Origin of the sequence: Rhodococcus sp. AW25M09 (assembly GCF_000333955.1) — a bacterium.
In the GTDB taxonomy this organism is placed as follows: domain Bacteria; phylum Actinomycetota; class Actinomycetes; order Mycobacteriales; family Mycobacteriaceae; genus Rhodococcoides.
The window spans coordinates 24,828-44,002 of record NZ_CAPS01000104.1 but is presented as its reverse complement, the minus strand read 5'-3'; the positions used below and the strand labels follow the sequence as shown (position 1 = coordinate 44,002).

Below are 19,175 nucleotides of genomic sequence, written 5' to 3'. Positions count from 1 at the left end.
CTCGCTCAGATCAGGTTGCCGGCCTCGGTCAGCACACTGCGCAGGATCTGTTCCATCTCGTCGAACTCCCGCTGCCCGCAGATCAGCGGCGGTGCCAACTGGATCACCGGGTCTCCGCGGTCGTCGGCGCGGCAGTACAGGCCTGCGTCGAACAGTGCGGTGGACAGGAAGCCACGGAGGATGCGTTCTGCTTCGGCGTCGCTGAACGTCTCCTTGGTGGTCTTGTCCTTCACCAGTTCGATGCCGTAGAAGAATCCCTCGCCGCGTACGTCGCCGACGATCGGCAGGTCGTGCAGCTTCTCGAGGGTGGCGCGGAATGCCGGTGCGTTGTCTGCCACATGGGCGTTGATTCCTTCGCGCTCGAAGATGTCGAGGTTCGTCATGGCGACGGCGGCGGAAACGGGATGGCCACCGAAGGTGTATCCGTGTGCAAAGCTCGAGGTTCCGTCGTCGAACGGCTCGAAGAGCCTGTCGGAGGCGATCATTGCGCCGATGGGCGAGTAGCCCGAGGTCAATCCCTTGGCGCAGGTGATGATGTCGGGCACGTATCCGAAATCGTTGCAGGCGAACATCGATCCGATGCGCCCGAAGGCACAGATGACCTCGTCGGAGACGAGCAGTACGTCGTAGCGGTCGCAGATTTCGCGGACCCGTTCGAAGTACCCTGGCGGGGGTGGGAAGCACCCGCCTGCGTTCTGGACCGGTTCGAGGAACACTGCGGCAACCGAATCCGGTCCTTCGAATTCGATGGCCTCGGCGATGCGATCGGCAGCCCAGATTCCGAAGGCTTTCGGATCGGTGTCGAGGGGCGCAGGCGCACGGTAGCTGTTGGTGTTCGGCACCCGGAAGGCTCCCGGTGTCAGCGGCTCGAACGGCTCTTTGAGAGCAGGGATCCCGGTGATCGCGAGGGCGCCCTGCGGGGTGCCGTGGTAGGCGATGGCCCGAGAGATCACTTTGTGTTTGCCGGGTTTGCCGACCTTCTTGAAGTACTGCTTGGCCAGCTTCCATGCGCTTTCGACGGCTTCTCCGCCACCTGTGGTGAAGAAGACGCGGTTGAGATCTCCTGGGGCGTACCCGGCGAGGCGTTCGGCGAGTTCGATGGCCGGTTCGGTGGCGTAGGACCAGAGCGGGAAGAACGCCAATTCCTTCGCCTGTTTGGCTGCGGCCTCGGCCAGCTCTTCGCGGCCGTGACCGACCTGCACGACGAACAGTCCCGAGAGGCCGTCGATGTAGCTCTTGCCGTTCGAGTCCCAGATTGTCGAACCCTCGCCGCGGGTGATGATCGGGGGAGTGACCCCTGCGCCGTGACGGGTGAAGTGACCCCACAGATGCTTGGCTGCGGAGGCATCGAGCTCGGCGGTCGTTCGTGTCATCGTGTTCCCCAATTGTATTGCTGCTTGACGAGTTTGAGATAGACCAGCGTTTCGGTGCTGGTAACACCGTCCAGGCTGCGGATCTGCTTGTTCAGGATCTGCAGCAGTTGTTCGTCGTCCTCGCAGACCACTTCCACGACGATGTCGAACGAGCCCGCCGTCAGGACGACGTAGTCGATGGCGTCGATCGCCGACAACTCCTCCGACAGGGCGTAACTGTCTCCGGTGCACTTGATGCCGATCATGGCCTGCCGCTCGAATCCGACCTGTACCGGATCGGTCACGGCGACGATCTGCATGACGCCGGAGTCCGTCAGACGTTGAACTCGTTGACGCACAGCGGCTTCCGAGAGACCGACGGCTTTGGCGATGGCGGAGTACGAGCGTCGCCCGTCCTCCTGGAGCTGTTCGATGATCGCTTTGGAGACATCGTCGAGTGCAATGGGCGGCTGCTCGGGCATGCCTCGATCCTGTCACTGCCGTGGTTGTGAACGCAACCCGCTTCCAATGAAATTCGTATCGAAAGTCGAATTTTGCGACAGAATCAGTTGTCAAAGGTTCAAAAATAGTCAGAATCAGTAGAGAGCGACGGACCCGCTCTAGTCGTGCGGAACGATGACCACCGGCACCGGGGCTGCTCGCAGTATCTTGGCCGCACTCGATCCGAGGAACACCCGCTTGGGAGTTGCCAGTCGACTGGAGCCGAGGAACAGCACATCGCCCGGCTTCCAGTCGAGGTTGCCCATGGCCTCGTCCAGCGTCGATCCATCGGCGACGACGGACTGCAGACCTTCGATGTCGGGGAGGGTGCGTACTGCGAGTTCGAGATTGTCCTGCGCGGCAGTGACCTGTCGTCGACGTGTATCCAGTGAGTTCTCGTCGGCCGGGGCCCCGGTCGGTTCGAGAGAGACCAGCGATACCAACCGGACCGGAACGTGTGCTGCGCTGGCAAGGGTGATCGCGAACGGCAGCGGATTCGGCGCGGAGGCCCGAGTGGGGACTGCCACGGTCAGGTCGGTGATCGGTGCGTTCGAGAGTCGATAGCCCCGAGGTGCGAGCGCCAGTGGAACTTCCGAGGCATGAAGAAGCTGACCGGCAACCGATCCGATCGAATGCCGATTCAACAGCCCGTCGCCTGCACCGCCCACGACGATCATGTCGGCATCGGTCTGTACCGCGAAGTCGATCAGTGCGCGGGCAAAGGACTCGTGAGAGAGCACGTGCGTTCTCACCTCGATGCCCGACGGGACCTGGGCGGCCGCGTCTTTCACCCAGGCCTCGGCCTTGGTCTCGAGAACTTTTCGGTATGGTCCACTGCCTTCCATGACCGGTTCGTCGACGGCCATGACCAGGACGATGTCGATGGACGCGTCGAGGGCGCGGGCAACGGCGGTGGCCAGGGCTACGCCGTCGTCGCCGCTGGGAGTGGCGAGGTAGCCGACGGTGATCTTCATGAGCTTTTCGGTCCTTCTCTTCTAGTAAGTGTCGGGAACCTTGACTTCGGTGGACGCAGTGAGGGTCTTGCCCTGGAAGAAGTCCTTGTTGCCCACGAAGCACAGCAGCATGAGCGGAATTCCGAGAACCAGCATGCCGACTCCGAGGACGAAGACTCCGCCGATCGGGCCGTAGACGGTGTAACCGTAGTCGGGATCGAGCATGTCGATAGCGCTCTGCACGAACGCCCACGTCATCGACAATCCGCCGAGGAGCGGAAAGATGCCGCGCATGAACAGGTTTCGGACAGAGGAGAACAACGTGCGGCGGAAGTACCACGTGCACGCGTACGCGGTGATCCCGTAGTAGAACGCCACTGCCAACCCCAGTGATGCCACCGAATCCTGCAGCGCATTGGCGCTGACGAAGGTCAGCACCAAATAGAACACCAGGGCTGCAGCGCCCATCACGAGCGTGCCGAAGCCGGGCGTCATGTACTTGGGGTGCACGCTGGCGAAACGCTTGGGTATGGCCTCGTACACGGCCATCGACAGTGTTCCGCGAGCCGTGGGCAGGATGGTCGTCTGCGTCGAGGACAGGGCCGAGATGGAGACCGTCAGCAGTAGCAGTGACGCGACGAGGGAGCCGGCGACCGGATCGCCCAGGATGGTGAGCACGTCGTCGACGTTGTCGGGGTTGTTCAGTCCGATTCCGGTATCGCCGAACCCTGCGAACGACTGCACGGCGTATCCGACGAGTACATAGGTCGCGACGAGAATCAGCGTGGTGATCACTGCGGCACGTCCCGGCGTCTTCTCCGAGTCCTTGGTTTCCTCGCCGACCGCCAGACAGGCGTCCCACCCCCAATAGATGAAGATGCACAGGATGATGGCCTGGGCCGCGTCGGACATCGTCACCCCGGTGGGAACCAACCAGCTCCACTGAGGCGTGATGGCCTGGGGTCCGGCGGTACCCGTCCCCACCTTGACCAGAGCTGTCACCGATACTCCGATGAGAACGCCGAACTGCACCACCAGCAACACGTTCTGCATGCGTTCGCTGATCAGGATGCCGCGAAAGCTGACGTAGGTCATCGAGACGATGAAGAACGAACCGAGTGCGACCTTGGCTGCGGTCGACTCCGCCAGCCCCGACAGTCCCAGGAACTCGAACAAGTAGATGGCGGCGATCTCGGCGACGTTGGCCAGCACGATGATCGCCGACACTGCCAGCCCCCATCCCGCCATCCAGCCGACCCACGGCCCGAACGCTTTGGTGCCCCAGGTGAAGGACGTTCCACAGTCCGGAGTATCGCGGCCGAGTTCGCGGTAGGCGAAGGCTGTGAGCAGCATCGGAACGAAAGCGATGAGGAACATCGAAGGTGCTTTGTCGCCTACGGCGAGGACGACGTAGCCGAGGGTGGCGGCCAGGCTGTATGCGGGGGCCACCGCCGAGAGCCCGATGACGATGTTGCCGACCAAACCGAGAGCGCCAGTGTTGAGTCCCTTACCTGGAATGGTGTTCGGCGGTTCCGCAATGGACATTGATCTCTCCGAGGTTCGTGTCGACCGAGGACGTCGGAGGGAGACCCGACAGAATCGGCGGCGTGTGTTGGATGAACACTACGATTTCCGTCGCTTGTGCGCTGTGTATCGACGGATTTGTTTTCATCGGAGTAACAATGCAACGAAATGGGTCGTAAAATAGGCGGAGTTCGTGGGAATTGGTGGACTCGCCGTGAGGCTCCCGCGGGCGCGCGTGCGGAGGTGCTGCGCGCTACCGTCGACACATGAGCACGATGGAGAACACACAAACTTCCACCGGTGGCAGTGCGCCACTCGATCTCGCATCGATCAGGTCGGCTCCGAAGGCGTTGCTGCACGACCATCTCGACGGCGGACTCCGCCCCCAGACCGTGCTGGAGTTGGCCGACGAGTGCGGCTACGACGAGCTACCCGCGACCGACGGTGTCGCACTGGGCGAGTGGTTCCGTGACTCCGCGGACAGTGGTTCGCTGGTGCGCTATCTCGAGACGTTCGCGCACACGGTGGCCGTGATGCAGACGCCGGAAGGCCTGTTCCGGGTGGCGCGTGAATGCGCCGAGGATCTCGCCGACGACGGCGTCGTGTACGCCGAAGTGCGCTTCGCGCCGGAACAACACCTCGAACGCGGCCTGACCCTCGACGAGGTCGTCACTCACACCCTCGCAGGGTTCGAAGCGGGGATCTCCGCGGCCAAAGTGCGGGGTAAGAACATCACGATCGGCACCCTGCTCACCGCGATGCGACATGCGGCTCGGTCGCGGGAGATCGCCGAGTTGACGGTTCGGTTCCGCGATCGCGGTGTGGTCGGCTTCGACATTGCCGGTGCCGAAGCGGGCTTTCCTCCCAGTCGGCACCTCGATGCCTTCGAGTACATGCGGGCGAGCAACGCGCACTTCACCATTCACGCGGGGGAGGCGTTCGGTCTGCCGTCGATCCAAGAAGCAGTGGCGTTCTGCGGTACCGACAGGCTCGGTCACGGAGTTCGGATCACCGACGACATCACCCGCGACGCCCACGGCAACCCCGAACTCGGCCTGCTGGCCGCCTACGTACGGGACACCAGAATGCCGCTCGAGCTCTGCCCGAGCTCCAACGTGCAGACCGGTGCGGTCGAGTCCTTGGCGACGCACCCGTTCGATCTGCTTGCGCGACTAAGATTCCGGGTGACGGTCAACACCGACAACCGGTTGATGAGCGACACCTCGATGAGTCGCGAGATGGTCAAGCTGGTCGAGACTTTCGGCTACGGGTGGAGTGATCTCGAGCGGTTCACCATCAACGCGATGAAGTCCGCCTTTCTGCCGTTCGACGAGCGACTGGCGCTGATCGACGACATCATCAAGCCCGGTTACGCGGTCCTGATCGGCTGACCTCGACGACGGGTCCGGTACTACTGCTTGCGCAGACGGGTCTCGAACTCGCGCTCGAGGGCGCGCCATGCCTCGGCCTCGACGGCGAACGGCGCGCTCGGAGCCAGCCGATCCGGGCTCGGTTCGAGGGTGTAGGAGACGTACCAACCCAACGGCGTCGACGTGGCAAGCGCCTCCTCGACGGAATTGTCGCCGGCGAAATCGGCTGCGTCGGTGAACAACTCGACGGCCAGATCCAGCTGGTCGACGTCGACTTCGGTGGGTCCCTCGGCGAGATCGTCGGCCAGGCCGGGCAGCACGTACACGTTGTCGTCGGTGATCTGGATGTCGAGCGAGCCATCGATGGCCGCGGTCTGAATGTCGGAGTACGTGCTGACCTGAGCCAGATCGTGGTCGTGATCGTCGGCCAGATACCGGGCGAGCGAACGCTCGGAACCGAATACGCTGATCGCCCCGCCGCGGCCGAGGAACACCGGCTTGTCGCCGAGGTAGCAGCGCAGTGTGTACACAGTGTCGTCCGAGGTGATGATACGAATCGGGTCGATACCGACCGTGGTCCAGAACGTCTCCTCGGCGGCTGCCGCGGCGATCGGATCACGGTCGACATTGTCGTCGTCGTCGTCGTCGTCGTTGTCGTCGTCTTCGTCGGAATCGGAGTCGTCCGTCGCGTCGTCGGCGTCGACGGCGTTCTCTTCCGCCGCGGTGATCTCGGCTTCGGCGACGGCAACTGCAGCGCTGTCGACGTCGGGGGAGGTGACGATGGAGTCGACGGCGTCGAGCACGTCGTCCCAGTGCTTGGCTACCGCTTTTCCGATGCGGTCCCACAACTCGGCGCCCTCGCGGCCGAGGAAGTTCTCGACGCCTCCGCCGACCGCGCCCACGAAGGGGCTACTGCTGAAAAAGCTTGTGACGGGTCGTAACTCGCACACGTCACCAATGGAGGAAACGATGTCGAAGGTGGCCTGTAGCTCGGCGAGGACATCGGCTTCGGGGTCCGAGGCCACCAACTCCGGTACCGCCACCAGATCGAAGCGATGGAGATCGTCGGGTTCGAGTTCGTGCGCCGCGAGAGCGGCGACCACCGGCCACGACGGGTGGTCGACGAGATCGTTGTCGTCGTCGGAGCGCACGAATGCCGCAAGCTCTGCGACGTTCGAGAATCCGTACAGGTCGTCCTCGTGTCCGAGGAACGCTTCCCATTCGTCGTCGCCTTCTCGCCACTCCGGTGCCCACAGTGTCGAGAAGTCACCGGCGGTGAGACCGAGTTCGATCGGGATGATGTCTCCAGCCATGGCGCGAAGCCTATCTCAGGAGTCTGTGAACGAAGCCTGCAGACTTTGCAGGATGGCGTCACGCTGTGCCAGCGCCGCTGTTGCGGCTTCAGCGGCCATGGCGGTGATCGTGGACGCGAGTTCGTGAGCGGGTATCGATCCGAGGTTCTCGGCGAGCTCGAGTGCAACCATGGCACCGGACCCGTCGGCTACGACCGTCACCACGTTGTCCGGTGAGGTGAGTCGAACGGTGATGCGGTCGAGTCGCTCGTGGGTTTCGCGCAGCGTGTCCAGACGGCGCTGGGCGGTGTCGACCACAACGTCGAGTTCGGTGCTGTGGGCGTGGGTCATACCTGCTTCAACCAACTCGTGGGTGCGACATCCTCGGCGAGGTCGTCGTTCGCGTCTGCGGCCACGCGAGCGAGTGTGGGCAATCCGAGTCGATCGAGAACCTCCGCAGGAACACCGTCGTCGGCGAGAAGTGTTCGGCGCTGGGCGCGAGCGCCCGCACTTGCCCGCGTGCACTGCTGCAGGATCGTGGCCGCCAACGCGCTACCGCTGTAACGCAGTTCGCGCTCGTCGATGGCGATTGCGATCGGCAGTCCGTGTTCGGTTGCCCGCACCGTCACCGATCCCGATCGGGTTCCCGATATCGCGCTGACGACGGTAGTGGTCGAGTCCGTCATTGTGTGGCCCTGCCCTTCATCCGGTCTGGCTCTCATTCGGTCGGGCGGTAGAAGCCCTTGAAGCCCATACCGCTGTTGGTCGTTCTGATCGGTCCCACCTGTACGGGGTCGCCTGCCTCGACTAGCTGACCGTTGCCGATGACCATGGCCACATGCCCATCCCAGACTGCGAGGTCACCGGGCATCACGTCGCCCGGTGCCACGGCCGAGCCGATGTCCTGTTCCTGTGCCAGGCGGGGGATCTCGACGCCCTGCTGCTCGTACGCCCACTGCGTCAATCCGCTGCAATCGAGCCCACTTCCCGGCGTGGTTCCACCCCACGCGTACGGCACGCCCTGTTGTGTCAGCGCGCTGCGGACAGCACCGGCGGCCTCGGCGTTCGGCGCGGTGACGGTACTGCCGTCGGGCAGCCGCACCTCGACGCCTCGGACTGCGCTGTCTGTCGAGCGAGACGAATCTGCGGCCGGGTTGCCCAGATAGTTCTGCGCTACACCGCTACCGTTGCTCGACGATTCGACACCCGGCGATGGGGACGATACCGATTGCGCGAATGTCTTCGCCAGCTTCTCGCCTGCCTCGATCACCTGCGACGTCGCAGGCGAGGTCAGGAGATTCGAGGGTGAGCCGGGGGCCGGGGCCGACCCGGCACCCACGGGAGCGGGCACCGTCGGCGGAGCGGCGAGGGCACCGACTTTCGCGGTGTGCACGGCCAATTCGGCGCGGACGCGGGCCACCACCGCCAGTGCCCTCTCCAGGTGCTCGATGGCGGCCGAGATCAGCATGGTCTGCCCTATCGGGGTCGCGATTATCGGTCCGGCGGACAGTGCAATGCCCACGAACGATTGCACTATGGCCTGGAGCTCGAGGAAACCCTGGTGGGTATCGCGGCAGGCCTGATCGACGACGGCAGCGATGTCGTCGGCGTGGTCCGCGATGGCGACGGCACTCCTGTGAGCGTTCTCGGCATATCTAAGCGCGGCGTCCGCGGCACCACCGTTCCAGTTGGCGGCGAGCTCGGTGATCGCGACCCTGCCGATTCCCTGGGCTGCTTCTATTGCCGCCGAGGACATGCGCAGCACATCCGCCGGACCCCCGCTCGGAATCGCTCCGTTGCCGAAGGCTCCGAGCAGCTCGACGATAGGACGCGCCAGCAGATCGATCATCGCCGCTACCGAGCATCCGACGCGATACCGGCGGCCGCGGCCTCAACGGTGGCATCGGTGCCGGCATCGGTGAGGGCATACGACACCGCAGATGCGGTCGCAGCCGAGCCGATGCTCGCCACCGCTCCCGCCAATCGCACTACGGCGTCGGTGTGCGCGAGATGAGTACCGGTGACCGCGCCGAGAAACTCCTGCCCGATCAGGCCGAAGACCGGTGCCAGTACGGCCGGACCACATGCGGCGGCGGCAGCACCTGCCGCGGCGATCTGTTCGGCCATGGTCGACGCCACCGCGCTGTATGCGAGGACTCCCTCGGTATCGACGACGAGTTCGGCCATCAGTGCCCCCTGAAGATGCAATCGATTCGCGGTCGCCGAATGCGACGCCCAACTGGTTCGACGCGGATGCACGCCATTCGGTTCCCCTGACTTGCCGTTCGCGTCCTACCCCCGAAGTCCTATCCTGGACGCATGGAAACACACGTGGTCGACCACCCACTGGCCGCAGCTCTGCTCACGACCATGCGCGACGAACGCAGCGACAACGCCACGTTCCGGACGGCTCTGCGTCAGCTCACCAACATGCTGGTCTACGAGGCCACCCGCGATGCCGACATCGACACTTTCGAGGTGCGCACGCCCGTAGCGGTGACCGAGGGCACCAGGCTGGCTCGCCCGCCGCTGCTCGTACCGGTGCTGCGGGCAGGTCTCGGGATGGTCGAGAAGGCCAGCAGCCTGATCCCGCAGTCCCGTGTCGGTTTCGTGGGAATGGCCAGGGACGAGCAGACGCATCAGCCCGTTCCGTACATGGAATCTCTGCCCGACGACCTGTCGCAGACACCGGTGTACGTACTGGACCCGATGCTCGCCACCGGCGGTTCGATGGTCCACACGATCGAACTTCTCGTCGGCCGCGGTGCAGCGGACGTCACGGCCATCTGTGTCGTTGCCGCTCCGGAAGGGGTTGCCGCTCTGGAAGCCTCGGGTCTGCCGGTACGGCTGGTCGCAGCGAGTATCGACGACGGCCTCAACGACAACGCCTTCATCGTTCCAGGCCTCGGCGACGCGGGCGATCGTCAGTTCGGTCCGCGCTGACGAGCAGTACCGCGGCGAGGTTGGTCCTCGGCGTCTCCTGGCCCTCGGAGGCGTCATTCGAACCGCGCCCGAGATTGCGGGTGCTCGACATCGACACCGAGCAGATCGAGTTCCACGAATTGGTGGGCCGCAGACTCGGTTTCCGCGCACCCGGTGCCGCGACCGATCGGTACTGCACCGGGCGGATGGCCTTCCGGGCCGATGGTCCGCCGCGCTACGTCCCGTGCCCCGGCAAGGAACGGGCCGTCGCGTCGGGGCAGTGCGCGGCGTGCGCAGACAAGGACAGCTTCCGATTCGTGCACACCGTGCATCGCAGCGGTTTCGTCTCGCGTGACCTGGAAAAGCACGTCATGCAACCACACTGGCTCTATCTGGCTGCTTTCGCCAACGGCACCTTCAAGATCGGTACTGCAGCCGACACCCGCAAGTGGGGTCGGCTGGCCGAGCAAGGGGCCATCTGCGCCCAGTACGTCGCTCACGCAGACGACGGAAAGGCCGTCCGGGTGGCCGAGGATCTCGTGACCGAATCGATGGGGCTTCGGCAAGCAGTGCGGTCCGCAGCGAAAGCGGCCTCGCTGTGCCTGCCGATCGATGTGGACCATCTCGATGCCGCTCTCGCTCGTCGGGCACAGCAGGTCCGTGAGATGCTGACCGACGCGAGCATCGCCGGATGCACTCCGATCGACGAACGATGGACACCTCCGGCAGGTCGCGAAGCGTTGAGTGAGAACGTCGGTCGCGTCGCCTACCCCGCAGATATCGCAACCGGATCCCACGGACGCGATGTGAGAGCGTGCGTCGGGCAGGCGGTGATCGTCACTGTCGACGACGGGAGCTACGTCGTGGATCTGGCCGCGTTGAAGGGTCGGCGAATCGAGCTCGGTGCTTTCGAGTCGGACCTACCCGCCGTGCAGTCGGCCCTGTTCTGATCCCTACAGGTGCTGTCCTGGCCCCTACAGGAGCTGGGCGAAGGTGGTCAGCTCGGCGAGCACATCACCCGCCGCCGTTCGCGCTCGTGTGAGGCCGTCTCGATCGTCGACCTGCTCGATCACTTCGAGGTAGGCCTTGAGTTTCGGTTCGGTTCCGGACGGGCGGACGATCACCCGGAGCCCCGGCCCGCTGATCTCGACTGCGTCGGTGCGCAATTCGTCCTCGCGCTCGGCGTAATCCAACACGGTGACCTCCCGGCCGGCCAGTTGCGTCGGCGGCTCACTGCGTAACCGGTGCATCATGTTCGAGATCTCGGCAAGGTCCTGCACTCGGCGCGAGACCTGCGCACCCAGGTGCACACCGAACTCGACCGCAAGGTCGTCGAGTACGTCGAGCAGGGTGCGGCGGTCCTGTTTCAGGCCGGCGGCCAGATCTGCGAGCACCACCGCCGCCGAGATACCGTCCTTGTCGCGCACCACATTCGGATCGACGCAGTGTCCGATGGCCTCCTCGTACGCATACACCAGACCGTCTCCGGCGCGAACCAACCACTTGAAACCGGTGAGGGTGCGGGCATAGCGAGCACCGCGCGCCGGAGCGAGCGCGGAGAGCAGCTGCGACGAGACGATGGTGTTGGCCACCAAGGAGTCGGCGGGCGAATCTCTGAGCAGGTAATTCGCGAGCAGGGCTCCGGTCTCGTCGCCGGTCAGCATGCGCCACCCGTCGGGTCCGGGAACGCCGACCGCACACCGATCGGCGTCGGGGTCGAGCGCGATGGCGATATCGGCGTCGATCTCGGCCGCCAGTGCGAGCACCGCGTCGGCAGCGCCCGGCTCCTCCGGGTTGGGGAAGGCCACGGTCGGGAAGGCCGGGTCGGGCTCGAACTGTTCGTCGACCACCCGGACGTCGCGGAATCCCGCTCCGCGTAGAGCTGCCGTCGCGAGCTCACCGCCGACTCCGTGCAGCGCGGTGAGTGCGATGCGGATGTCTCGACGCTCCGAACGAGGCAGTGCAACAACGGAATCGAGATAGCGCGCGGCAATATCGGAACCGCTGGGTTCGACGATGGTGCGGGGGACGTCGACGGCATCTCCGGTGACGGCGATGAGTGCTTCGATCTCGGTATCGGCCGGCGGGATCAGTTGCGAGCCGCCGCGCAGATACACCTTGTACCCGTTGTCTGCAGCGGGGTTGTGCGAGGCGGTGATCTGCACACCGAGTTCGGCACCGAGTGCCCGTACCGCGAACGCAACGACGGGTGTCGGAAGCGGCCGGGGCAGAAGAATGACGGAAAAGCCCTGAGCCGAGAAAGTTTCGGCGGCCGCGAAGGCGAACTGCTCGGACCCGTTTCTCGCGTCGCGACCGACGACGACAGTCGATCCGCCCAGGCCTCTCTCGATCAGCCACGCGGCGATACCCGCGGAGGTCTTCACGACCACCGCCACATTCATCCCGTTCGGTCCCGCGCGCACCGGGCCGCGTAGCCCCGCGGTTCCGAAAGTCAGTGGCCCGCTGAATCGATCGGCGAGTTCGGCGTCGGACAGGCCGTCGAGTTCGTCGCGAGTGGCGGCGTCGGGGTCCCCCGCGATCCACCGCTGTACGTGCTCGGTGAGTTCCTCGGTCACAGTCGGGACACCAATTCGTGCAGCAGTGATCCCATCCGGGCAGCGGAATCCTTACCGGCAGCGAGCACTTCGGTGTGGTTCAGGTGCTCACCGGTCATTCCGGCGGCAAGGTTGGTCACCAGCGAGATGCCGAGAACGCGCGCACCCTTCGCGCGCGCTGCAATCGTCTCGTGCACCGTCGACATCCCCACGAGGTCCGCTCCGAGTGTGCGCAGCATCCGAATCTCGGCAGGAGTCTCGTAGTGCGGGCCGGGCAAACCGGCGTAGACGCCGTCTTCGAGCGACGGATCGATATCGGCCGCGAGCGCCCGCAGTTCGGGGGAGTACGCGTCGACGAGGTCGACGAACTCGGCACCGACGAGAGGGGACCGTGCGGTGAGGTTGAGATGGTCGGAGATCAGGACGGGTTGCCCCACACTCATGCCCTCGCGGATTCCGCCCGCGGCATTGGTCAGCACGACGGTCGTTGCGCCTGCGGCGATCGCGGTACGTACGGGGTGCACGACGCGTCGTAGGTCGTGCCCTTCGTAGGCATGCGTGCGGCCCTGTAGTAGCAGCGTGTGGGTGCCGCCGACGTCCACCGAGGTGATGGTGCCCGAGTGGCCGGACGCCGACGGCGGCGCGAACCCGGGAAGGTCGGCCATCCGCACTGTTGCCGTGGGGGAGCCGAAGACGTCGGCCGCCGCCTGCCAGCCGGAACCGAGGACGATGGCCACGGAATGGGTATCGATTCCGGTTGCCGAGGCGAGAGCATCGGCGGCGGTGCGCGCAGCCCCCTCGGGATCGGTCACGGGGTCGGTCTCATGTGCGTCGGTGATAGCCACGAGGAACAACAGTAGGAGATCGGCGTGAGGGATGTACGACCGATGGAAGTTACTGTTGGGTAGTATCCGCGGCATGCCTTATCTCGAACGCGACGGCGACGTCCACATTTTGTTCCTCGGTGCCCAGGACGGCGCGAACAATCCCGAGAACCGCTTCCACCCGGAGTGGATCGACGCCGTGCACGCATTGCTCGACGAGGTCGAGGCCTCGACCGGTCCGGCCGCGCTGGTCACCACCTCGGCGGGCAAGTTCTACAGCAACGGTCTCGATACCGATTGGCTCTTCGCCAACCTGGACAAGATCACCTGGTACCTCGACCGCGTCCACACGCTCTACTCCCGCTTGCTCGCATTCCCGATGTCCACCGTCGCCGCCGTGCAGGGCCATGCTTTCGGGGCAGGCGCGATGTTCGCCACCTCACACGACTTTCACATCCAGCGAGCCGATCGGGGTTTCTACTGCCTGCCCGAGGTGAATCTGAACATGCCGTTCACCGTCGGAATGTCCGCGCTCATCAACTCCCGGCTCCCCAAGCAGACCGCCGTCGATGCGATGACGACCGGACGCCGCTACGGCGGTGCCGAGGCCGTGGCCGCTGGAATCGTCGAGGAGACTGCATCGGAGGAATCGCTGGTGTCCGATGCGGTGGCCAAGGCTGCGGCACTGACCAGCACCCGAGGTGCGAACCTGGCCGGGATCAAGGCCCGCATGCACGTGGACCTGCTCGCCGCGTTGAACACCGCGACCGACGACAGCAACTTCAGCTTCGGGAAGTAGCCGGACGGCACAGCTGCGGCCGACAGTCGGCCGCGCTAGTGACACACTGTCTCTCGTGATCGACGAATCGAACAGTGCTGCCGTGGGCGTTGCGATGGACCGCGCCCTCGCCGCCGTCACCGACGAAGTGGTCGCACTCTCGCACTCGATTCATGCGGAACCAGAGGTTGCGTTCGAGGAACATCGCAGCGTCGCCAAGATTCTCGACACTCTCCGGGCCCACCACTTCGAGGTCGAGACCTCCGTCGCAGGCATGGACACCGCGTTCACCGCGTCGTTCGGCAGTGGTGATCTTGTGGTCGGTATCTGCGCGGAGTACGACGCCTTGCCCGAGATCGGACATGCGTGCGGACACAACATCATCGCGGCCTCGGCCGTGGCTGCCGCGCTCTCGCTCGCTCCGGTCGCCGACGCCCTGGGTATCACCGTGCGCGTGCTCGGCACCCCGGCGGAGGAGACCGGCGGCGGCAAGGTGTTGATGCTCGAGCGTGGAGTGTTCGACGGCATCGGCGCGGCACTGATGGTCCACCCCGGGCCCTTCGACATCGTGGGTGCGACGTCGCTGGCCCTGGCCGACGTCGCCGTGAAATTCACCGGCCGTGCCGCGCATGCGTCGGCGGCACCGGAATGGGGAATCAACGCGGGCGATGCGGTCACCGTCAGCCAGGTCGCACTCGGTCTGCTGCGTCAACATCTGTCGCCGGGCCAGCAGTTTCACGGCATCGTCAGTGACGGCGGTGTGGCACCGAACATCGTTCCCGGTCATGCCGAGTTGCTCTACTACTTGCGTGCGAACACCACGGAGTCCCTCGAAACGCTGACGGCGAAGGCATTCGCATGTTTCGAGGCAGGGGCCGTCGCCACCGGGTGTACTCACGAAATTCGTACGGTCTCACCGACATACGCGGCCTTGACGCCGGATGCGTGGCTGGTAGCGGCTTTTCGTCAGGAGATCGAAGCGTTGGGCCGATCGCCCTTGGCTCCGGATTTGGAAGGATTTCGCCCGTTGGGCAGCACAGATATGGGAAACGTGACGAATGTTCTACCCGGTATCCATCCCGTCGTCGGACTCGACGCAGGAGGGGCGGTGACTCATCAGCCGGAGTTCGCTGCCGCGTGTGTCACCGAGTCGGCCGACCGAGCGTTGCGGGACGGAGCTCTGGGTCTGGCGAGGACCGCGGCGCGTGCTGCTGCCGACCCCGACACTCGGGCCCGCTTGCTCGACGCCGTGATTGCACGATCGGCGGCCCAGCAATGAGCACCCGCGAAGAGGCCATCCATCGGTGGATCCTCGAGCACACGGAAGATCTGTCGCTGTGGCGTCGGCACATCCACGCCAACCCCGAGCTTGCTCGACGCGAATTCGCCACCACGTCGTTCGTGATGGAACGCCTCGAAGCGGCAGGGCTCTCGCCCAAGCCGCTTCCCGGCGGAACCGGCTTGATCTGCGACATCGGTCCCGACGGGCCCCGCGTCGCGTTGCGCGCAGACATGGACGCCTTGCCGCTGCAGGAGAACACCGGTGCGGTGTACTCGTCGACGGTGCCCGGGGTGTCGCACGCGTGTGGGCACGACGCGCACACCACGGTGTTGCTGGCGACCGGGCTCGCGCTGGCCTCACTGCCGGACCTGCAGTACGGGGTGCGCCTGATCTTCCAGCCTGCCGAGGAGGTCATGCCGGGAGGTGCCTTGGATGCGGTGGCGGCGGGTGCGCTCGACGGTGTTACCAAAATCTTTGCGCTGCACTGTGATCCGCGGCTCGAGGTAGGGCAGGTGGGCCTGCGTGTCGGTGCCATCACGTCCGCTGCCGACACAGTCGAGGTGCGGCTGGACTCACCCGGCGGACACACCTCGCGGCCGCACCTGACGACCGATCTCGTCTATGCGCTGGGCACTGTCATCACCGGCCTTCCCGGGATGCTCAGCAGGCGAATCGATCCGCGAACCAGCACGGTCATGGTGTGGGGAGCGGTGGTGGCGGGTCAGGCTCCCAACGCCATTCCACAGACCGGAATGCTGACGGGAACGGTCCGTACCGGCGACCACGAGACGTGGGCATTGCTCGAGCCGTTGGTCCGTGACATCGTCACCGGGTTGCTCGCACCCACCGGCGTGCAGTTCGAGCTGCACTACCGCCGCGGCGTACCCCCGGTGGTCAACGATCCGGCGTCCACGCACACCTTCGAGAAGGCGATCGGGCGAGTCGGACCGACCGCATTGGCCGATACCGCGCAGTCCGGCGGCGGCGAGGACTTTTCGTGGTACCTCGAACGAGTGCCGGGTGCCATGGCTCGACTGGGCGTGTGGCCGGGTACCGGCCCTCAACTCGACATCCACCAGCCCACGTTCGATCTCGATGAGCGAGCACTGGCCGTGGGCGTGAAGGTGATGACCGCCATCGCACTGGATCCGAACTAGCAGCAAGGAGTTGTCGATGGTTTTCGAGGTGTCGCCGATCGGAATGATTCGGTCCGATCGCGCGGAAGTGGTGGACGACAACTGGGGGCAGGTGGAGTCCGTCATCGACCTCGACGAGACCGTGCTCGAGGTCGACGCGACCCTCGGTCTCGAGAATTTCTCCCACCTCGAGGTGGTCTACGGCTTCCATCTCTGCGACCCGGACTCGACGACCATCGGCTCGCGCCACCCCCGCGGCGATACGACGCTTCCTCGGGTGGGTGTGCTGGCCCAGCGTGTCAAGGACCGGCCCAATCATCTGGGAGTGTCGCGGTGCGAGATCGTCGATGTCGATGGACTGCGCGTCCGCGTCAGAGGTCTCGACGCCATCGATGGCTCACCGGTGTTCGATGTGAAGCCGTTTCTGCAGTCGATGGTTCCAGCGCGTGAGGATGTGACCGAGCCGAGTTGGGTCGCGTCGGTCATGAAGAACTACTTCTGACCCAGGTCGGCCCCGTCGTCCGTCGAGCTACGAGGCGGTACCAGGACCGACGTTGCGGCTGTCGCGAGTTCGCAGGTCTCGCACGTATTCCGCTGGAGCACCGGCAATTTCGGCTGCCTCCGCCATGACTCCGAGGTAGCGGGCCGACGGCAGGCCCCCCTCGTAGGCGTCGAGCACGTACATCCACGCCAGGACCGGCTCACGGCCGGTCTCGATGCGCAGCCGAATCTTGCGGTGAATGCCGAGTTCCGAGCCTTCCCAGCGATCCAGGCTCTCCTCGTCTTCGTCGGAGACGTCGTAGAGCACCACGAAGACCTGCGAGTCGGGATCTTCGACGACCGTGGCCAGCGCGCCCTCCCAGCCGATGTCGCCACCGGCGAAGGTCAACCGCCATCCGTGCAGCCACCCGGTTCCCGACGAGGGCGAGTGAGGGCATCGCTGCAACATCTGCTCCGGATGCATGTTCGATCCGTAGGCGGCATAAATTGGCACGTCGGCCAGCCTAAACCGTATCGGTACCGGTTGACGCGTCGTGGTCGTGTTTCGGTGAGTCGCCGCAGGTCCGCCCTCTGATAGTCGGGAGTGAAGCGAGCCTTACCACCCACCGAGGCGGCCTCTGCAATACCGTTGACGCGACAGCGCGTGAGATTTCGAGCAGGTGAGAAGAGGATCAATGACCCGGATTGTGATCATCGGTGGTGGTCCGGCAGGGTACGAAGCAGCATTGGTGGCCGCGCAGCACGGCGGCGAGGTGACGCTGGTCGATTCCGATGGAATCGGTGGTGCCTGTGTGCTGTGGGACTGTGTGCCGTCGAAGACGTTCATCGCGTCGACCGGCATTCGTACCGAGATGCGCCGAGCCAGCGACCTCGGAATCTCGCTCGATCCATCTCAGGCCGCTGTCGCACTTCCGCAGATTCACGACCGTGTGAGGAGCCTTGCGCAGGCGCAGTCCGCCGACATCGCCCACCGCGTGACCTCGGTCGGGGTCAAGGTGCTGTCCGGACGCGCCGAGATGATCGACTCCCACGTCGGGATGGCCTCGCACCAGATCAAGGCCGTGCTGGCCGACGGCGAGGAGCGCATCCTCGACGCCGATGTGGTCCTCGTCGCGACCGGTGCCCGGCCCCGCGTGCTGGCAGGCGCTGAACCCGACGGTGAGCGAATTCTCAATTGGCGCCAGCTCTACGACCTCGATGCTCTACCCGAGCACTTGGTGGTCGTCGGATCCGGTGTGACCGGTGCCGAGTTCGTCTCCGCCTATACCGAAATGGGTGTCAAGGTGACCGCGGTGTCGAGCCGCGACCGCGTTCTTCCGCACGAGGACGAGGACGCTGCACTCGTCCTCGAGGACGCGTTCAACGAGCGAGGCGTCACCCTGGTCAAGCATGCCCGTGCGGATTCGGTGGTTTCCACCGAGAACGGTGTGCTGGTCACGCTGTCGGACGGACGCACCGTCGAAGGCAGTCATGCGTTGATGACCGTCGGATCGGTTCCCAACACCTCCGGTCTCGGACTGGAAAAAGTGGGCATCGAACTCGATCGGGGTGGATACCTGCGGGTGGATCGCGTATCGCGTACTGCGGTCGCTGGTATCTACGCTGCCGGTGACTGCACCGGGCTGCTGCCGCTGGCCTCGGTTGCGGCGATGCAGGGCCGCATCGCGATGTATCACGCGCTCGGACAGGCCGTCAGCCCCATCAAGCTCAAGACCGTGGCGTCTGCGGTGTTCACTCGACCCGAGATCGCATCGGTCGGGGTGGCACAGTCTGCGATCGACGCCGGTGACGTGCCTGCGCGCTCTGTGATGCTGCCGCTCACCACCAATCCGCGGGCGAAGATGAGTGGGCTCAAGCGCGGTTTCGTCAAGATCTTCTGCCGCCCGGCCACCGGCGTCGTCATCGGTGGTGTCGTGGTCGCTCCGAGTGCGTCGGAGTTGATTCTGCCCATCGCCATGGCCGTCCAGAACAACTTGTCGGTGAACGATCTGGCCAACACGTTGTCGGTGTATCCGTCGTTGTCGGGATCGGTCATCGAGGCTGCGCGTCAGCTGATGGCGCACGACGATTTGGACTGATCTCATGATGTGAGAACAGCGTTTCATATTTCGGATAGACGTGAGACAGTCGAGAGAGCGGACACACCCGTCCGCTCTCTCCTCGACTCAGCGGATCCGCGGGCCGT

At 64.9% G+C, this 19,175-nt stretch carries 20 protein-coding genes; 8 read left to right on the top strand and 12 right to left on the bottom strand.

Annotated elements, in window-relative coordinates; all coding sequences use genetic code 11:
• Window positions 1-5: 5 nt before the first annotated feature.
• From RHODMAR_RS19725 to RHODMAR_RS19710, 4 genes are all read right to left on the bottom strand, one after another.
• Window positions 6-1,373: an aspartate aminotransferase family protein gene (locus RHODMAR_RS19725; RefSeq protein WP_008718015.1), complete on the bottom strand. Its 1,368-nt coding sequence runs from the start codon at window positions 1,371-1,373 to the stop codon at window positions 6-8.
• The gene (locus RHODMAR_RS19720; RefSeq protein ID WP_008718014.1) at window positions 1,370-1,834 is read right to left on the bottom strand and encodes an Lrp/AsnC family transcriptional regulator; all 465 of its coding nucleotides are present in this window, start codon (window positions 1,832-1,834) and stop codon (window positions 1,370-1,372) included. The genes RHODMAR_RS19725 and RHODMAR_RS19720 overlap by 4 nt, the downstream gene beginning before the upstream one ends.
• A 138-nt stretch (window positions 1,835-1,972) precedes the next feature.
• The gene (locus RHODMAR_RS19715) at window positions 1,973-2,827 is read right to left on the bottom strand and encodes a universal stress protein (protein ID WP_008718011.1); all 855 of its coding nucleotides are present in this window, start codon (window positions 2,825-2,827) and stop codon (window positions 1,973-1,975) included.
• Between the two features lie 21 nt (window positions 2,828-2,848).
• On the bottom strand, window positions 2,849-4,351 hold the full coding sequence (locus RHODMAR_RS19710; RefSeq protein ID WP_008718009.1) for an APC family permease: 1,503 nt from the start codon (window positions 4,349-4,351) through the stop codon (window positions 2,849-2,851).
• A gap of 254 nt (window positions 4,352-4,605) precedes the next feature.
• On the opposite strand from RHODMAR_RS19710, the gene RHODMAR_RS19705 reads away from it, so the two are divergent.
• Entirely contained in the window at window positions 4,606-5,721 is a 1,116-nt protein-coding gene (locus tag RHODMAR_RS19705) for an adenosine deaminase (RefSeq protein ID WP_008718007.1), read from the top strand.
• A gap of 20 nt (window positions 5,722-5,741) precedes the next feature.
• Here the strand turns inward: RHODMAR_RS19705 and RHODMAR_RS19700 are convergent, their stop codons facing one another.
• From RHODMAR_RS19700 to RHODMAR_RS19680, 5 genes are read right to left on the bottom strand one after another with little or no spacing between them, the layout of a single operon-like run.
• Window positions 5,742-7,013, bottom strand: coding sequence for a hypothetical protein (locus RHODMAR_RS19700; RefSeq protein WP_008718005.1), 1,272 nt, complete (start codon window positions 7,011-7,013; stop codon window positions 5,742-5,744).
• Between the two features lie 15 nt (window positions 7,014-7,028).
• A complete protein-coding gene (locus RHODMAR_RS28725) occupies window positions 7,029-7,343 on the bottom strand; it encodes a YbaB/EbfC family nucleoid-associated protein (RefSeq protein ID WP_008718003.1) in 315 nt (104 codons plus the stop codon).
• A complete protein-coding gene (locus RHODMAR_RS19690; protein ID WP_008718002.1) occupies window positions 7,340-7,678 on the bottom strand; it encodes a hypothetical protein in 339 nt (112 codons plus the stop codon). The genes RHODMAR_RS28725 and RHODMAR_RS19690 overlap by 4 nt, the downstream gene beginning before the upstream one ends.
• Window positions 7,679-7,710: 32 nt before the next feature.
• The gene (locus tag RHODMAR_RS19685) at window positions 7,711-8,841 is read right to left on the bottom strand and encodes a C40 family peptidase (RefSeq protein ID WP_008718000.1); all 1,131 of its coding nucleotides are present in this window, start codon (window positions 8,839-8,841) and stop codon (window positions 7,711-7,713) included.
• 5 nt (window positions 8,842-8,846) lie between these two features.
• On the bottom strand, window positions 8,847-9,179 hold the full coding sequence (locus RHODMAR_RS19680; RefSeq protein ID WP_008717997.1) for a type VII secretion target: 333 nt from the start codon (window positions 9,177-9,179) through the stop codon (window positions 8,847-8,849).
• Between the two features lie 132 nt (window positions 9,180-9,311).
• Here RHODMAR_RS19680 and upp point away from each other — a divergent pair, with 132 nt between their 5' ends.
• Entirely contained in the window at window positions 9,312-9,935 is a 624-nt protein-coding gene (gene upp / locus RHODMAR_RS19675; RefSeq protein ID WP_008717995.1) for a uracil phosphoribosyltransferase, read from the top strand.
• Between the two features lie 80 nt (window positions 9,936-10,015).
• Window positions 10,016-10,864 carry a DUF2797 domain-containing protein gene (locus RHODMAR_RS19670; RefSeq protein WP_232433719.1) on the top strand — a complete coding sequence of 283 codons (849 nt, stop codon included), beginning with the start codon at window positions 10,016-10,018 and terminating at the stop codon, window positions 10,862-10,864.
• 24 nt (window positions 10,865-10,888) lie between these two features.
• Here RHODMAR_RS19670 and RHODMAR_RS19665 read toward each other — a convergent pair whose 3' ends face one another.
• A complete protein-coding gene (locus tag RHODMAR_RS19665) occupies window positions 10,889-12,490 on the bottom strand; it encodes a phospho-sugar mutase (RefSeq protein WP_008717990.1) in 1,602 nt (533 codons plus the stop codon).
• Window positions 12,487-13,389, bottom strand: coding sequence for a purine-nucleoside phosphorylase (locus RHODMAR_RS19660; RefSeq protein ID WP_008717988.1), 903 nt, complete (start codon window positions 13,387-13,389; stop codon window positions 12,487-12,489). The genes RHODMAR_RS19665 and RHODMAR_RS19660 overlap by 4 nt, the downstream gene beginning before the upstream one ends.
• Here RHODMAR_RS19660 and RHODMAR_RS19655 point away from each other — a divergent pair.
• The 4 genes from RHODMAR_RS19655 (at window position 13,388) to RHODMAR_RS19640 (ending at window position 16,991) form a co-directional block, all read left to right on the top strand.
• The gene (locus RHODMAR_RS19655) at window positions 13,388-14,092 is read left to right on the top strand and encodes an enoyl-CoA hydratase-related protein (protein WP_042939925.1); all 705 of its coding nucleotides are present in this window, start codon (window positions 13,388-13,390) and stop codon (window positions 14,090-14,092) included. The genes RHODMAR_RS19660 and RHODMAR_RS19655 overlap by 2 nt on opposite strands.
• 94 nt (window positions 14,093-14,186) lie before the next feature.
• Window positions 14,187-15,350 carry a M20 family metallopeptidase gene (locus tag RHODMAR_RS19650; RefSeq protein WP_008717984.1) on the top strand — a complete coding sequence of 388 codons (1,164 nt, stop codon included), beginning with the start codon at window positions 14,187-14,189 and terminating at the stop codon, window positions 15,348-15,350.
• Window positions 15,347-16,510, top strand: coding sequence for a M20 family metallopeptidase (locus RHODMAR_RS19645; protein WP_008717983.1), 1,164 nt, complete (start codon window positions 15,347-15,349; stop codon window positions 16,508-16,510). Before RHODMAR_RS19650 ends, RHODMAR_RS19645 begins: the two co-directional genes overlap by 4 nt.
• A gap of 16 nt (window positions 16,511-16,526) precedes the next feature.
• Entirely contained in the window at window positions 16,527-16,991 is a 465-nt protein-coding gene (locus tag RHODMAR_RS19640; protein ID WP_008717980.1) for a TrmO family methyltransferase domain-containing protein, read from the top strand.
• Between the two features lie 27 nt (window positions 16,992-17,018).
• Here the strand turns inward: RHODMAR_RS19640 and RHODMAR_RS19635 are convergent, their stop codons facing one another.
• Window positions 17,019-17,483, bottom strand: a complete 465-nt coding sequence (locus tag RHODMAR_RS19635) for a gamma-glutamylcyclotransferase (RefSeq protein ID WP_042939924.1) — start codon at window positions 17,481-17,483, stop codon at window positions 17,019-17,021.
• 181 nt (window positions 17,484-17,664) lie between these two features.
• On the opposite strand from RHODMAR_RS19635, the gene RHODMAR_RS19630 reads away from it, so the two are divergent.
• Entirely contained in the window at window positions 17,665-19,068 is a 1,404-nt protein-coding gene (locus tag RHODMAR_RS19630) for an NAD(P)H-quinone dehydrogenase (RefSeq protein ID WP_008717975.1), read from the top strand.
• Window positions 19,069-19,175: the final 107 nt, after the last annotated feature.